At 70.7% G+C, this 14,799-nt stretch carries 17 protein-coding genes; 10 read left to right on the forward strand and 7 right to left on the reverse strand.

What is annotated here, in order from left to right:
- Positions 1 to 210: 210 nt before the first annotated feature.
- The 5 genes from ACFQUV_RS00955 to ACFQUV_RS00975 all read right to left on the reverse strand — a co-directional run bounded on the left by ACFQUV_RS00955 (position 211) and on the right by ACFQUV_RS00975 (position 5,335).
- Entirely contained in the window at positions 211 to 1,386 is a 1,176-nt protein-coding gene (locus tag ACFQUV_RS00955; RefSeq protein WP_129610619.1) for a hypothetical protein, read from the reverse strand.
- 104 nt (positions 1,387 to 1,490) lie between these two features.
- The gene (locus ACFQUV_RS00960) at positions 1,491 to 2,450 is read right to left on the reverse strand and encodes a prephenate/arogenate dehydrogenase family protein (RefSeq protein ID WP_129610620.1); all 960 of its coding nucleotides are present in this window, start codon (positions 2,448 to 2,450) and stop codon (positions 1,491 to 1,493) included.
- Positions 2,451 to 2,504: 54 nt separating this feature from the next.
- Positions 2,505 to 3,236, reverse strand: coding sequence for a class I SAM-dependent methyltransferase (locus ACFQUV_RS00965; RefSeq protein ID WP_129610621.1), 732 nt, complete (start codon positions 3,234 to 3,236; stop codon positions 2,505 to 2,507).
- A gap of 80 nt (positions 3,237 to 3,316) precedes the next feature.
- Entirely contained in the window at positions 3,317 to 4,420 is a 1,104-nt protein-coding gene (gene hisC, locus ACFQUV_RS00970; protein WP_129610622.1) for a histidinol-phosphate transaminase, read from the reverse strand.
- 60 nt (positions 4,421 to 4,480) lie between these two features.
- Positions 4,481 to 5,335 (reverse strand): chorismate mutase, encoded by an 855-nt coding sequence (locus tag ACFQUV_RS00975; RefSeq protein WP_207211556.1) that lies wholly within the window; start codon positions 5,333 to 5,335, stop codon positions 4,481 to 4,483.
- 428 nt (positions 5,336 to 5,763) lie between these two features.
- On the opposite strand from ACFQUV_RS00975, the gene ACFQUV_RS00980 reads away from it, so the two are divergent.
- The 4 genes from ACFQUV_RS00980 to ACFQUV_RS00995 all read left to right on the forward strand — a co-directional run bounded on the left by ACFQUV_RS00980 (position 5,764) and on the right by ACFQUV_RS00995 (position 8,354).
- Entirely contained in the window at positions 5,764 to 6,951 is a 1,188-nt protein-coding gene (locus ACFQUV_RS00980) for a homoserine O-acetyltransferase (protein ID WP_129610623.1), read from the forward strand.
- A 90-nt stretch (positions 6,952 to 7,041) separates the two neighbouring features.
- Positions 7,042 to 7,674, forward strand: coding sequence for a methionine biosynthesis protein MetW (gene metW, locus ACFQUV_RS00985; RefSeq protein WP_207211557.1), 633 nt, complete (start codon positions 7,042 to 7,044; stop codon positions 7,672 to 7,674).
- 139 nt (positions 7,675 to 7,813) lie between these two features.
- The gene (locus ACFQUV_RS00990) at positions 7,814 to 8,128 is read left to right on the forward strand and encodes a BrnT family toxin (RefSeq protein WP_129610624.1); all 315 of its coding nucleotides are present in this window, start codon (positions 7,814 to 7,816) and stop codon (positions 8,126 to 8,128) included.
- Positions 8,088 to 8,354 carry a BrnA antitoxin family protein gene (locus ACFQUV_RS00995; protein WP_129610625.1) on the forward strand — a complete coding sequence of 89 codons (267 nt, stop codon included), beginning with the start codon at positions 8,088 to 8,090 and terminating at the stop codon, positions 8,352 to 8,354. The genes ACFQUV_RS00990 and ACFQUV_RS00995 overlap by 41 nt, the downstream gene beginning before the upstream one ends.
- A gap of 44 nt (positions 8,355 to 8,398) precedes the next feature.
- Here ACFQUV_RS00995 and ACFQUV_RS01000 read toward each other — a convergent pair whose 3' ends face one another.
- Positions 8,399 to 8,767: a hypothetical protein gene (locus ACFQUV_RS01000; RefSeq protein ID WP_129610626.1), complete on the reverse strand. Its 369-nt coding sequence runs from the start codon at positions 8,765 to 8,767 to the stop codon at positions 8,399 to 8,401.
- A 497-nt stretch (positions 8,768 to 9,264) separates the two neighbouring features.
- Here ACFQUV_RS01000 and ACFQUV_RS01005 point away from each other — a divergent pair, with 497 nt between their 5' ends.
- The 5 genes from ACFQUV_RS01005 to ACFQUV_RS01025 all read left to right on the forward strand — a co-directional run bounded on the left by ACFQUV_RS01005 (position 9,265) and on the right by ACFQUV_RS01025 (position 12,437).
- Positions 9,265 to 10,635, forward strand: a complete 1,371-nt coding sequence (locus ACFQUV_RS01005) for a glutamate--cysteine ligase (protein ID WP_129610627.1) — start codon at positions 9,265 to 9,267, stop codon at positions 10,633 to 10,635.
- Positions 10,636 to 10,679: 44 nt separating this feature from the next.
- Positions 10,680 to 11,150, forward strand: coding sequence for a Cys-tRNA(Pro) deacylase (gene ybaK, locus ACFQUV_RS01010; protein ID WP_129610628.1), 471 nt, complete (start codon positions 10,680 to 10,682; stop codon positions 11,148 to 11,150).
- Between the two features lie 99 nt (positions 11,151 to 11,249).
- Complete coding sequence (locus ACFQUV_RS01015; protein ID WP_129610629.1) at positions 11,250 to 11,813, forward strand: PAN domain-containing protein; 564 nt, start codon at positions 11,250 to 11,252, stop codon at positions 11,811 to 11,813.
- Positions 11,814 to 11,905: 92 nt separating this feature from the next.
- On the forward strand, positions 11,906 to 12,163 hold the full coding sequence (locus ACFQUV_RS01020) for a hypothetical protein (RefSeq protein ID WP_129610630.1): 258 nt from the start codon (positions 11,906 to 11,908) through the stop codon (positions 12,161 to 12,163).
- 73 nt (positions 12,164 to 12,236) lie between these two features.
- Positions 12,237 to 12,437, forward strand: coding sequence for a hypothetical protein (locus tag ACFQUV_RS01025; protein ID WP_129610631.1), 201 nt, complete (start codon positions 12,237 to 12,239; stop codon positions 12,435 to 12,437).
- Between the two features lie 168 nt (positions 12,438 to 12,605).
- Here the strand turns inward: ACFQUV_RS01025 and ACFQUV_RS01030 are convergent, their stop codons facing one another.
- Positions 12,606 to 13,304 carry a TlpA disulfide reductase family protein gene (locus ACFQUV_RS01030; RefSeq protein ID WP_129610632.1) on the reverse strand — a complete coding sequence of 233 codons (699 nt, stop codon included), beginning with the start codon at positions 13,302 to 13,304 and terminating at the stop codon, positions 12,606 to 12,608.
- Between the two features lie 18 nt (positions 13,305 to 13,322).
- Here ACFQUV_RS01030 and argH point away from each other — a divergent pair, with 18 nt between their 5' ends.
- The gene (argH, locus tag ACFQUV_RS01035; protein ID WP_129610633.1) at positions 13,323 to 14,708 is read left to right on the forward strand and encodes an argininosuccinate lyase; all 1,386 of its coding nucleotides are present in this window, start codon (positions 13,323 to 13,325) and stop codon (positions 14,706 to 14,708) included.
- Positions 14,709 to 14,799: the final 91 nt, after the last annotated feature.

Raw genomic sequence — 14,799 nt, forward strand, 5'->3', positions numbered from 1 at the left:
ATCCGGATCAGATCACGCCCACCAGCCACAGCACGAGAACCAGGCTGAGCGGCACGCCCAGCCACCACAGAATGATCGGCATCGTCGCCTCCGGAGTGTTCGTTGCGTCACCCCGTCAACGGCGACGGCTCACGCCCGTTCCGGCGGCGCCGAGCGGTATTTCTGCGACGCTGCGTCCCGGCCGACGGTGTCGCGCAGCCCTCGGATGCATCAGATGTAGGACAGGAGGCTCGTGCCGTCGCCGCCGCCCAAGAGGCCCTGCAACGACGACAGCAGCCGGTGGTTCGCCAGGATGCCGTCGGCGTAGTCCTGGCCGAAGCCGAGCACGGCGCGCTCCTCGCCGCTCATCGAGAGATATTGCCCGAGCAGCGCGGCGTTGCGGCTCATCGGATCGCCGTCCGACTTGTTGAAGGCGTCGAGCAGGCCGGTGCGGGTGCGCTGACCGAGCTCGGCACGGGCGGCGCGCACCTCCTCGGGCGAGAAGGCGTCGCCGACATTCTGCACGATGGCGGCGAGAGTACGGTTCTCGAACGGGCCGAAGTCGGCCTTCTGGCCGCTCTGCCGGGTGGCGTCGAACACCAGCTCGGTGCCGGCGTCGCGCGCCCGGGCGGCCTGCGCATCGAGCATGGTGCGGGCGGCGCTCGCCACCGTGGCGGCGCTGGCGCCGGCCGGCGGCTTGGTGGCGGGCGTCGCGGCGGTGCGGTCCAGGAGAGCACGGACCGGATCGTTGGCGTTGCCGGTCGCCGGCGCCCGGCCGAACACCGCACGGGCCGCGGCGAGCCCTTCGGTCACCGCCTTGCTTTGCAGCGTGAAGGTGGTGGTGGCGCGCTCCTCGGCACCGGCCTCGCCGAGATAGTCGGCCGCCGCCGCATAGAGGCCGGCATAGTCGCCGGTGTGGCGCGCGATGACCGCATGCGGCATCAGGGCGGCATCGAAGCGGGCCTGGAGCGCCGCGCCGGCGGCCTGGCGCTCGTCGGCCGAGAACAGCTCGGCGGTGCCGGCCGCCACCACGGCGAGCGTCGCCCTGTCCTGCTTGGAGAAGTCGACGGCGGTCTGGCCGTTCACCAGCGCCGAGCCGATGCCGAGACGGGCGTATTGTGCGTCGAACCAGCCGCGCGCCGCGGTCGCCTTCTCGCGTGCCGCGGCGCTCTGCGTCGCGTCGGCGCTCGACGCCATGGTGGCGAGGTAGGCCCGCGCCTCGGCCGACAGGCTGAGGGCGGTGGCGCCGCCGCGATCTTGCCCGGCCGCGGACGTGCTCGTCGCACCGGCCGTCCCGCCGGCATCGACCGTGCGCGTGACGGTCCTCTGCCCGTACGCGCCGGCCGCCTGGCCCGAGAAAGTCTGGCCCAGGAGGGATGCGACGCCCGCCCCGATCACCGCCGACATGGCCGCCTCACCGCGAGAGTGTGGAGGCAAGATTTCGTTCAGGATGGTTAACGGGGGGTTAACGAAGGCGTGCCGCGGGGCACACCCCCTGCCTCGGCGGCCGCCTACTCGCCGTCCGCCATGTAGGGCCGCGGCAGCGGCGGCAGCTTTTCGTGCGGGCGCCCGAAATCCGGGGTGTCCGAATCCTGGCCGATCGACACGATGCCGCGGCGGATCGCCCGCGTCCGCGTGAACAGCTCGAACAGCGTGTCGCCGTCGCCGCGCCGGATCGCCCGCGTCAGCGTCGCCAGATCCTCGCTGAAGGTGCCGAGCATCTCCAGCACGGCGTCCTTGTTGGCGAGGAAGACGTCGCGCCACATGGTCGGATCGGACGCCGCGATGCGGGTGAAGTCGCGGAAGCCGCCGGCCGAGAACTTCAGCACCTCGGAGCGCGTCACCTGCTCCAGCTCGTCGGCGGTGCCGACGATCGTGTAGGCGATCAGGTGCGGCAGATGGCTGGTGATGGCGAGCACCAGGTCGTGATGCTCCGGCGTCATCGTCTCGACATTGGCGCCGAGCGCGCTCCAGAAGGTGGCGAGCTTGTCGGTGGCGCCCGGGTCGGTGCCCTCCGGCGGCGTCAGGATGCACCAGCGATTGATGAACAGCTCGGCGAAGCCGGCGTCCGGTCCCGAGTTCTCGGTGCCGGCGACCGGATGGGCCGGCACGAAATGGACGCCCGCCGGCACATGCGGGCCGACGTCGCGCACGATCGCCGCCTTGACCGAGCCGACATCGGACAGGATGGCGCCAGGCGCGAGCCGCGGCGCGATCTCCTCGGCGACGGCGCCGCACTGGCCGACCGGGATGCACAGGATGACGAGATCCGCCCCCTCGACGGCGGCGAGGTTCGAATCGACCACGCGGTCGGCAATGCCGAGCTCGGCGACCCGCGCGCGGGTCTCCACCGAGCGGGCGGTCGCCACGATGCTGCGCACCAGCCCCTGGGCGCGCGCCGCCCGGGCGATCGAGGAGCCGATCAGACCGACGCCGATCAGCGCCATGCGATTGAAGAGAGGTGCGGTCATGTTCAATTCCGGGGTGGTCGTCGGGCGTGCGTCGCGGCGGTCACGACAGTGGCGTCACGACGACAGAGAATCCTGCGGCGGACGGCGTAACGGCCGCTTCGAAAGGAAGCGGGCGAGATTGCGGAAGGTGCGCGGATAGACGAGCCCGTCCTTGCACCGGGCGTTCGGCCGCACCTGTGCGTCGCGCCGGATCAGAACCTGGTAACCGCGGTGAAGCAGCGTGTAGGCCCCGGCATTCAGAGCCAGGAAAGCGTCGATGGCATGTTTGGGCACGTCGGCTCCCGGGTTGCCGGCCGAGAGCCCGTCGTCGGCGTCCCACAGATAATCGTCGAAGATCATCACGCCGCCGTCGGCGAGCAACTGCCACGACAGCACAGCGTCGACGAGCACATCGTCCCGCCGGTGGCTACCGTCGACATAGATCACGTCGAAGCGGCGCCCCTCCTGGACGAGACGGTCGAGCAGCGGAACCGAGCGGCCGCGCATCTTCTCGACCCGGTCGGCCTCGTCGGTCAGGTTGGCGTCGAAACGCTCCTCCAGGCCGACGAGGTTCGGGTCGCCCTGGTGCTCGATGCTGCCGGTGAACGACTCGACGCAAGTGATGCGGCCGCGCGGCAGCAGCGCCAGGAAGATCAGCGCCGAGCGCCCCTCCCAGGAGCCGATCTCCAGGATGCGGCAGTCGCGGTCGCGCCAGCTGGCGAGATGCCGCTGCCAGACCTCGATGTTGGCCGAGGTCCAGTCGGTCGTGAAGGTCTTGCCGGCGAACAGCCGTTCGAGATCCAGCATCGTCGTCTCCGCCCGCGCAGCGCCACGGCCGCGGCGACGGCCTCCTGTCCGGATGACTGCAGGGCGAAACCCGCCGGCCGCTACGCCGTCGCGCCCATGAACTCGCCGAGTGCGGCGACCAGGAGGCGATTGGCCTCCTCGGTGCCGATACTCATGCGCAGCGCATTGGGCAGGCCGTAGCCGGCGACCGAGCGCAGCACCAGCCCACGCGCCGTCAGGAAGGCGTCGGCGGCCGTCGCCGTCTTGCCGTCGGTGCCGGGGAAGTGGATCAGGATGAAGTTGGCGACGCTCGGCGTCACGGTCAGGCCGAGCTTGCCGATCTCCTCGGTCAGCCACGGCAGCCACCGTTCGTTGTGCTGCCGCGACCGCTCGATGTGCTCGGCGTCCTCGACGGCCGCGATGCCGGCCTCGATGGCCGGCGCGTTGACGTTGAACGGCCCGCGGATGCGGTTGACGGCGTCGACCACATGGGCCGGTCCGACCATCCAGCCGAGGCGCAGCGCCGCGAGCGCGTGGATCTTCGAGAAGGTCCGGCACATCACCACGTTGTCGTTCTCGGCGACGAGCTCGAGCCCGGTGGCGTAGTCGTTGCGGCGCACGTACTCGGCATAGGCGGCATCGAGCACCAGCAGGATGTCGGGCCGCAGGCCGCGGTGCAGCCGCTTCACCTCGTCGTAGGGGATGTAGGTCCCGGTCGGATTGTTGGGGTTGGCGAGGAACACCACCTTGGTGCGCGGCGTCACCGCCGCCAGGATGGCGTCGACATCGGTGGTCAGGTTCTTCTCTGCCGCCACCACCGGTTTGGCGCCGGTGCCGAGCGTGGCGATCGGATAGACCAGGAAGCCGTGGGTGGTGTGGATCGCCTCGTCGCCGTCGGCCAGATAGGCCCGCGCGATGAGGTTGAGGAGATCGTCGGAGCCGGCCCCGCAGACGATGCGGGCGGGATCGAGCCCATAGACGCGCCCGATCGCCTCGCGCAGCCGGGTGGCGGCGCCGTCCGGATAATCCTCCAGGTGCTCGCCGACGCCCCGGTAGGCGGCGATCGCCTTCGGGCTCGGCCCGAGCGGCGATTCGTTGGACGACAGCTTGAACACCTTGGCGACGCCGGGGGCGCCGCTCTTGCCCGGCACGTAGGGCGAGATCGACAGGACACCGGGGCGCGGTTGCGGACGGAAGTTGGACATCGGCTTCGGACCAGCAGGGGTGAGGACGCGCCGGCCCGTTTGCGGGACGGGGCGCGACGGTCAGCGCCCGGCCGGGGCCGGGGCGCCGTCCGCCGACACGGTATAGCGGGTCGCGTGGCCGCCGACGAGGGTCTGTGCACGCACCGAGGCGCCGGCGCCGACCAGGGCAGCCACCACCGCATCGACCGAGCGGCCGGCCGGCACCGAGACCAGCAGGGCGGCGCCGTCGAAGGCGCCGTCCGGCACCGCCACCACGTCGGCCAGCATGCCGGCCGCCTGGGCGGCCTTGAGGCTCCAGCCGGAGACCCGGATGCTGTGCAGCGTCACCTCGGTGACCAGCGCGTCCGGGTGCGGCCGCGCGATGGCGAACACCGGCAGGCCGGCCGGGTGATCGGCCCGCTCGACGAAGGGCAGCCGGGCGATGATCTTGGGGGCGTCCGGCTCCTCCAGCGCGGTCCACCAGGCGCCGCCCGCCGGAGTGGCGGCCGGCACCAGGCCGAGATCACCGGGATTCCGGGCGAGCGCCGCGATCACCCCGGCGATGCCGAGATGGCCCTGGAACGGCACCGTGAAGCCGAAATGAAAGCGGGCGCTGTCGCGCATCGCGGCCTCGCCGGTCGAGAGATCCGCATGCACCCGATACGGCGCCTGCACATACGTGAAGGTGGCGATGATCACCCGCAGGATGCTCTCGGCGGTGTCGAGCGGGAGGATGCCGCGATGGCGCTCGACCAGCCGGCGCATCATGTCGGCCTCGCGGGCGGGGCGGAACGCCGAGCCGGTCTCGGCCGTCCGCTTCACCTCGATCAGCCGGGCGATGATCTCGCCGCGCTCCATCAGCAGGCGGTGCATCGCCTCGTCGATGCGGTCGATGTCGGCACGCAGGGCGGGGAGCGAGACGTCGGGGGAGGCCATGAGCAACGGTTCCACAGGCATTCGAAGGACGACACCGGGACGGCGGCGGGGACCCCACCGCGAGGGGGCCGGGCGGAAGCGACGGGCGGCAGCGGCACGCGCGGGCCGCCGAGCCAGCGCCGGGACGGCGCTGGGACAGCGTGCCGTCCCCGCCCCCGGGCCGGCATCTCTCGGACAAGGTTGATAATTTGCTGCCGACGCGAACGCAAAGAAAACATTGACAGGACGCCGCTCCGCCCTATGTAAGCCCGGCCCGTGTCGCCGCCCGGGCGCCGCCGTGGCCGTGGGCCGGCTTGCCCAAGGCCCGATTTGCATCGACGATGCGAGCATCGACAACGAATGCAGCCGAGGGTGTGTGCCGCGGCGATGTATGCACCGAGCATGGGCGGCTCGACCACGGCGCCACCCCGGAGACCGACCGGACCCCGATGACCACCACCCCCGCCAAGGCCGAGACCAAGCTGCCGGTGCTCGTGCGCGAGGCCGACCGTCCCCGTTCGCAGCTCGCCGTGTTCGGGCCGGACAAGCCCCTGCGGCTCGACTCCGGCGTCGCCCTGTCGCCCTTTCAGGTGGCCTACCAGACCTACGGGACGCTCAACCCGGCCAAGAGCAACGCCGTCCTGATCTGCCACGCCCTGACCGGCGACCAGCACGTCGGCAACGTGCATCCGGTGACCGGCAAAGGCGGCTGGTGGGACATCATGGTCGGCCCCGGCCGGCCGATCGACACCAACCGCTACTTCGTCATCTGCTCCAACGTGGTCGGCGGCTGCATGGGGACCTCCGGCCCGTCCTCCACCAACCCGGCCACCGGCGAGCCCTACGGCCTCGACTTCCCGGTCATCACCATCAAGGACATGGTGCGGGCCCAGACGATGCTGCTCGACCACCTCGGCATCGACATGCTGTTCGCGGTCGCCGGCGGCTCGATGGGCGGCATGCAGGTCATCGAGTGGTGCGCGAGCTATTCGGACCGGGTGTTCTCGGCCCTGCCGATCGCCACCGCGACCCGCCACTCGGCCCAGAACATCGCCTTCCACGAGGTCGGCCGCCAGGCCGTGATGGCCGATCCGGAGTGGCGCAACGGGCGCTATTTCGTCGAGGGGACGAGTCCCCGGCGCGGCCTGTCGGTCGCCCGCATGGGCGCCCATATCACCTACCTGTCCGACACGGCGCTGCACCGCAAGTTCGGCCGGCGCTTCCAGGATCGCGACAACCCGACCTTCTCGTTCGACGCCGACTTCGAGGTCGAGAGCTATCTGCGCCACCAGGGCTCGACCTTCGTCGAGCGCTTCGACGCCAACAGCTATCTCTACCTCACCCGGGCGATGGACTATTTCGACCTCGCCGCCGATCACGGCGGGGTGCTGGCCAACGCCTTCCGGGGCACCCGCACCCGCTTCTGCGTCATCTCGTTCACCAGCGACTGGCTGTTCCCGACCTCGGACTCACGCGCCATCGTGCATGCGCTCAACGCCGGCGGCGCCCGCGTCTCCTTCGCCGAGATCGAGACCGACAAGGGCCACGACGCCTTCCTGCTCGACGAGCCGGAGCTGATCGGCATCGTGCGCGGCTTCCTCGACTCCGCCGGCCGCGCCCGCGGCCTCCCCACCTGAGGGCCGCGCGATGACGGACCGGCCGCCGCGCCGCACCTCGACCGTGAGGATCTCGCCATGATGCTGTCCCGCGCGCCGCGCGACCTCACCATGGCCGAGACCGTGCGCGGTCCCGGCGGCGCCCGCGTCGACCTGCTGATGGTCTCCGAGATGGTGGAGCCGGGCTCGCGGGTGCTCGACGTCGGCTGCGGCGACGGCGAGCTGTTGCGCCTGCTGGAGGCGCGCGGGGTCGACGGCCGCGGCATCGAGCTGTCGCGCGAGGGCGTCAACGAGTGCGTCGCCAAGGGGCTCGCGGTGGTCCAGGGCGACGCCGACACCGACCTCTCGGCCTATCCGGACGATGCCTTCGACTACGTGATCCTGTCGCAGACCTTGCAGGCGACGCGCCGGCCGCGCGAGGTGATCGAGCACATGCTGCGCATCGGCCGGCACGCCATCGTGTCGTTCCCGAATTTCGGCCACTGGCGCATCCGCCTCCAGCTCCTCTTCTACGGGCGGATGCCGCGGACCGCCAACCTGCCCGAGACGTGGTACGACACGCCCAACATCCACTTCTGCACCATCAAGGACTTCAACGACATGTGCGCGCTGGTCGGCGCCCGCATGGAGAAGGCGGTGGCGCTCGATCCGTGGGGCACGGCGCTCAAGATCGACGCCCCGTGGTGGTTCTGGAACCTGTTCGGCGAGCAGGCGGTGTTCGTGCTCAGCCGCAAGCCGGGGTGACGTAAAGAGGTGTGCCGGCTGAGGGCTCGCCGGTGTTCTATTTCGCTGTCGATACCTGTGCGACTGTGCGGGTCTGGGCAAGCTCTGTTTGCAATTGCCTATACAAATGCATATTTGAGTCATTATGGTCGATATGGCCATGCTGTTCGAAGGCTTCGACTGGGATCAGGGGAACCGGGCGAAATGCCAGAAGCACGGCGTGTCGCTCGTCGAGATTGAGCGCCTGTTTGACCGCCCCCTACGGATTGAACCCGATCCCGCCCACTCGGCCCGCGAAGAGCGGTTCAAGGCGATCGGAACAACATCGACCGGGCGTCATGTTTTCCTGGTGTTCACGCTGCGTCGCCACGGCGCCGAGACACTGATCCGGCCAGTCAGCGCCCGGTTCATGCACCGTAAGGAGGTGCAGCACTATGAAGAACAAGCCGCGAAAACTGCCCGACCTGAGGACTGACGCCGACGCCGAGGCATTCGTCACATCGGCCGACCTCACCGACTACGACCTGTCCGGTATGGTGCCGGTACGTTTCGAGCTGAAGCCAAAGGATCGATCGGTGAACCTGCGCCTACCTGCCGATCTCTTGGAGGCCGTCCGCGAGCGCGCTCGACAGGCCGGCATTCCGTATCAGCGGTTCATTCGGATGGCCCTCGAACGGGCCGTGCAGCCGCGATCTCGATAAGGATCGGGGAAAACCCCACCCCGATGCGTCGTCCTCTGCCACCCTCACCGGGCCGGTGCAGCGGGCGGGCCGGGCGGCGCAGCCGGCGGCGGCGGTGCACCGGGCTCGATCGGGCCGCAGCCTTTGTCGACGGCGGCCTGGCGCAGCATCTTCTGGTCGGCGCGTGCCTGGGCCAGATCGGCCGAGTAGGCGGCCGCGCTGATCGCCGGACCGGCGGGGTCCTGGTTGGCGCGGGCGATGAGATCGTTGAGCTGCTTCTCGCGGGCCATGGCGCCGGCGAGCCGGCCGGGCAGATCGGGGCAGCGCAGATAGTCGTACTTGCCCGGCGCCGCATAGAGAATGCCGAGGTCGAGATTCTGGGCACAGCCGCCGAGCAGCGCCCCGAAGGACATGAGCCCAAGGGTCAGCGCCACGCGGAGGGGTGCCCCGAACCGGAGCCGCCCATGGGGGCGCGTCCTCCCGATCACCGGAACCCCGGTCCCACGCCGGACTGATGTCGCACGCTTCACGTTGCTTCGCCGCTCCGCTCGGGGCTCCGCTTCCTCGGCTCCGCGATCCGCCGCCGACGCTCGACCCGGCCGCCGGACGGGTCGAGAGCGGAACCCGATCCAACTGGATCGGACCCCGCTCCAGAAGTCCTTGCATGATCGCATTTTCGACGGCGAACCGGAGTCCACTTCGCCGGAAAATGCTCTAGCACAACTTTGGGCCGGACTGAATTCTCCCGTGGAGACGAAGGGTTCGGGCCGTGGCCGGGGGGCCGCGGCGGTGCGGGTGGCGGCCCCCCCGCCGGTTCCGCCGGACATCCCGCCGGCCCCGGCGCAACCCGGAAAATGGGCGCAGAGCCGGCACGTTGCTCTTTCGTCATGGGTGTGTAAGGTCGCCGCGCCTCCGCCCACCAGGACGTTCCATGGCTCGTGACGTGATCGATATGACGCCGCTCCAGTCGCGCGACGACCTCGTCGCGTGGTTCGAGGCGGGCGCCAAGCCGCCCAGCAAGTTCCGCATCGGCACCGAGCACGAGAAATTCCCCTTCACCTTGGCCCGCCACGAGCCTCTGCCCTACGAGGGACCGCGCGGCATCCGCGCCCTGCTCGAAGGCATGCAGATGATCCTCGGCTGGGAGCCGATCATGGAGGCGGGCCACATCATCGGCCTCGTCGACGTGACCCATGGCGGGGCGATCTCGCTGGAGCCCGGCGGCCAGTTCGAGCTGTCGGGGGCGCCGGTCGAGACCATCCATCAGACCTGCTCGGAGCTTCAGGCGCATCTCGCCCAGCTCCGCGAGGTGGCGGCACCGCTCGGCATCGGCTTCCTCGGCCTCGGCATGGCGCCGACCTGGTCGCGCAGCGAGATGCCGGTGATGCCCAAGGGCCGCTACCGCATCATGACGGGCTACATGCCCAAGGTCGGCCGGCTCGGTCTCGACATGATGTACCGGACCTGCACGGTGCAGACCAATCTCGACTTCTCGTCGGAAGCCGACATGGTCAAGAAGCTGCGCGTCTCGCTGGCGCTCCAGCCGGTCGGCACCGCGCTGTTCGCCAACTCGCCGTTCACCGAGGGCAAGCCGAACGGCTTCCTGTCGTTCCGCTCCGAGATCTGGCGCGACACCGACGCCGACCGCTCCGGCATGCTGCCATGGGCGTTCGAGCCCGGCATGGGGTTCGAGCGCTGGGTCGACTACGCGCTCGACGTGCCGATGTATTTCGTCAAGCGCGGCGAGCAGTACATCGACGTCGCCGGGCAGTCGTTCCGCGACCTGCTCGACGGCCGGCTGGAGGCGCTGCCGGGCGAGCGCGCCACCCTGTCGGACTGGGCCAACCACGTCTCGACCATCTTCCCCGAGGTGCGCCTGAAGCGTTACCTGGAGATGCGCGGCTCCGACGCGGTGCCGTGGCGCAGCCTGCCGTCGCTGCCGGCCTTCTGGGTCGGCCTGCTCTACGATCCGGACGGCCTCGATGCCGCCTGGGACCTCGTCAAGGACTGGACCGCGGAGGAGCGCCAGGCGCTGCGCGATCAGGTGCCGCGGCTCGGCTTCAAGGCCACCATCCGGGGCCGCAGCGTGCTCGACCTCGCCCGCGACTGCCTCGCCATCGCGCGCGCCGGCCTGGTGCGCCGTGCCCGCGAGGATTGGGCCGGCCGCGACGAGACCCGCTATCTGACGCCGCTGGAGGCGATCGCCGAGCGCGGCACTACGCCGGCCGAGGAGCTGCTGGCGAAGTTCCACGGCGGCTGGGGCGGCTCGGTCGATCCGGTGTTCAACGAATACGCCTACTGAAGCATGCAGGCGCGGCGCCCGCGCCAACCGACGACGGACCCGCCATGGCGAAGGGAACCCCGGCCACCCGGGCACTCGAGCGAGCCGGCATCACCTTCACGCTGCACGAGTACGACTACGATCCCGACGCGGCCCGCATCGGCCTCCAGGCCGCCGAGGCGCTCGGCGTCGATCCAGCCCGCGTGCTCAAGACCCTGATGGCGCGGGCCGGCCGCGAGACCGTCTGCGTCGTCGTGCCGTCCGATCGCGAGGTGAGCCTCAAGCGGCTCGCCGCCGCGGCCGGCGCCAAGGAGGCCGCCATGCTGCCGCCCGCCGAGGCCGAGCGCATCACCGGCTATCACGTCGGCGGCATCTCGCCCTTCGGCCAGAAGAAGCGGGTGCGGGTGTTCATCGATCGAGAAGCGCTCACCCACCCGACCGTGGTGCTCAACGGCGGCCGCCGCGGCCTCCAGGTGGAGATGAGGACCGCCGACCTCGTCGGCCTGCTCGGCGCCACCGTGGTGGCGCTGACCTAAGGGTCCGCCGCGGACGGCCGGGCCGGTCTCGCTGTTCGGCCTCCGGCTTTTGCGGTACATCTCGGGTCCCGCAGCCGCCAGCGCGAGGCGAATCGGACGATGACGCGAGCCAGGGTGTCGATCCGCGCCGGCCTGTTCCTCCTCGCCCTCCTTCTTCTCGCGCTCCTCGCCGTGAGCGGCGGCCCGGCCGCCGCACAGATCGGCTTCGACCGCCCGGGCAGCGACTTCGCCACCTTCCCGGTGCGCAGCGCCGATCCGGCGATCTGCGCCAGCCGCTGCGAGCGCGACAGCCGCTGCCGCGCCTGGAGCTTCTCGTATCCGACCGCCGAGCAGGGCGCCGTCTGCCGCATGAAGGCGCAGGTGACGGCGCGCGTCGCCGACACCTGCTGCGTGTCGGGGGTCAAGGGCGCCGGCGTGATCGTGCCGCGCGACGGCCGCGCCGAGATCGGCATCGACCGCGCCGGCGGCGACTTCCACGGCATCGACCTCGCCGCCGACGCCGCTTGGCCGGTGTGCAAGGCCGCCTGCGAGGGCGAGAGCCGCTGCCGCGCCTGGACGTTCCTGCGCGCCGGCTATGCCGGCTCGGTGCCGCGCTGCTACCTCAAGGAGCGCATCCCGGCGCCGCGGCGACGCCCCTGCTGCGTCTCGGGCGTGGTCCGCTGAACGCGACCGGACGCCGCGGCCCTCGCCAGTCCGCGACCCGTTGACGGACCGTTAACGCGCCGGTGCCTAGGCTCGCGGCCAGGAGCCGAGCCATGGGAATCGTCTCGTCGCGCTTCAACTGGGTGTCGACACCGTCGGGCTACGCCCAGGTGACAAACTGGCGCGCGAAGCAGCAGGCGTTCAACAAGCAGATCGAGAGCAGCCTCGCCTCGTCCAGCATCGTGTTCGCCAACGCTTCGGCCGACTACGGCACCGGCATGGCCGAGATCGCCGCCAACCGCGCCGCGATCCGCGTCCAGTCCGAGCTCAAAGCGAAGATCGCCAAGGCGCAGCTCGACATGAGGATCTGACGGGGGAAACCGACGGCTCCAGGGGGATGGGGCCGAGCCAGCACGACGAACCGAGAATCGGGAAGGCGAAACGATGGACACTTCGGCAATCGCGAGCGCGGCAGTCGGCCTCCAGGCCAGCCAGCTCCAGATGGCGGCCGCCGCCAAGATGGTGAAGATGGGCGCCGAGCAGGAGGCCAACATCGCCAAGATGGTGGAGGCCGCCGCCGACAACGCCAACCGGCTCGCCAACGTGGCGGCCGGCGTCGGCACGGCGCTCGACATCACCGCCTGAGCCCGTTCCGGCGAAGGGGACCCGGCCTCTCCCCCCGTTCGTCCCCGCGGAAGCGGGGGCCCAGGAGCCGCGCGGCACGGCGATCGTTCGAAGCCGCTGGATTCCCGCTTGCGCGGGAATGAGCGGAGCATGATGCGTGCGTCCTCGCAACGGAGCGGACGCCTTTCCTCACTTCGCCAGCGCCGCCCGGATCAGCGCCACCGCCTCGGGGCTCGCCCATTCGGCCGGGCCGGCGAGCGTCGCCACGGTGCACCCGTTGGGATCGACCAGGACCGTGGCGGGCAGCCCGAAGGCGCCCAGCTCGCGCAAAATCTTTCCGCTCGCATCGGCGTAGTAGGCGAGGCCGTCGATCCCCACCTCCTTCAGCCAGGCGCCTGGCTTCTCCGGGTTGCGAGTATCGACATTGACGGCCACCACCTCGAAGCCCGGCCCGCCGAGCTGGCGCTGGAGCGCGTCGAGCGCCGGCATCTCCTTGCGGCAGGGCACGCACCAGGTGGCCCACAGGTTGAGCAGCACGGTCCGCCCCTGCCAGTCGGCGAGGGTACGCGGCGCGCCGCTGCCGTCCGTGAAGGCGAGATCGCGCAGCGCGCGTGGCTCCGGTGCCGGCTTGAGGGCGGCCAGCTCGCCGCGCATCAGCGGCTCCAGCCGCTGCCCGGCCGCGACCGCCGGCGCACAGGCGGCGCGCGACGCATTGCGCCCGAAACCCCCGACGCCGTATACCGCCCCGACGACGACCGCGGCGGCCACGGCCGCCGCGCCGAGCACCAGCCCGGCGAGGACGATCCGGCGCCGCCCGCCGCTGGCCGGAGCCGGGGACGAGGCGCCGGCGGGCTCGGTGGTGGTTTGGGTGTGCGGATTTTCGGCCATGGGCGACAGGAACTCGCGATGAGCAACACGATGTGGGGCGGACGGTTCGAGAGCGGACCCGACGCCATCATGGCCGAGATCAACGCCTCGATCGACTTCGATCGGCGCCTCTACCGGCAGGACATCACGGCCAGCAAGGCGCACGCCGCCATGCTCGCCGATCAAGGCATCATTTCGGCCGCCGACGCCGATGCGATCGGCCGCGGCCTCGACGCCGTGCTGGCCGAGATCGAGGCCGGGACCTTCGAATTCAGCCGCGCCCTGGAAGACATCCACATGAACGTGGAGTCCCGCCTCGCGGTGCTGATCGGCCCGGCCGCCGGGCGCCTGCACACGGCGCGCTCGCGCAACGACCAGGTGGCGACCGACTTCAAGCTGTGGGTGCGCGACGCCATCGACGGGCTCGATGGCCGTCTCGCCGACTATCAGCGGGCGCTGGCCGAGACCGCGCTCGCCCATGCCGGCACCGTGATGCCGGGCTTCACGCACCTGCAAACCGCGCAGCCCGTCACCTTCGGGCATCACCTGCTCGCCTATGTGGAGATGGCGGCGCGCGACCGCGGCCGCCTCGCCGACGCCCGCACGCGCCTCAACGAATGCCCGCTCGGCTCGGCGGCGCTCGCCGGCACCTCGTTCCCGCTCGACCGCCACAAGACCGCCGCGGCGCTCGGCTTCGCACGGCCGACCGCCAACTCGCTCGACGCCGTGTCGGATCGCGACTTCGTGCTGGAGACGCTGTCGGCGGCGGCAATCACGGCGATGCATCTGTCGCGCTTCGCCGAGGAGATCGTCATCTGGACGTCGCCCTTGGTCGGCTTCCTCAAGCTCTCCGACAAGTTCACCACCGGCTCGTCGATCATGCCGCAGAAGCGCAATCCGGACGCGGCTGAGCTGGTGCGGGCCAAGACCGGCCGCATCTGCGGCGCGCTGACCGCGCTGCTGATGGTGATGAAGGGGCTGCCGCTCGCCTACCAGAAGGACATGCAGGAGGACAAGGAGGGCGCCATGGACGCGCTCGCCGCCCTCGACCTGTCGCTGGTGGCGATGACCGGCATGGTCCGCGACATGACGCCCGACACGGAGCGCATGCGGGCCGCCGCCGGGGCCGGCTACGCCACCGCGACCGATCTCGCCGACTGGCTGGTGCGGGTGCTGAAGATGCCGTTCCGCGAAGCCCACCACGTCACCGGCCGCATCGTCCAGGCGGCCGAGAAGGCGGGCGTCGACCTTGCCGATCTGCCGCTCGCCGCCATGCAGGCGGTGGAGCCTCGGATCACGGAGGCGGTCTTCGGCGTGCTGACGGTCGATGCCGCGGTGGAGAGCCGGGCCAGCTACGGCGGCACCGCACCCGCCAATGTGCGGTCTCAGGCGACCGCCTGGCTGGAGCGGCTCGCCGCCGGCTGAGCCGGGGCATCGCTTCTGCATGAAAAAACCGGCGGCCCAAGGGACCGCCGGTTTTCGTCTCCGCAGGCTGACGAGCCGCGCTGTCACGCCA

The sequence above is a fragment of the Rhodoplanes sp. P11 genome (assembly GCF_964266735.1).
GTDB lineage: Bacteria > Pseudomonadota > Alphaproteobacteria > Rhizobiales > Xanthobacteraceae > Rhodoplanes > Rhodoplanes serenus.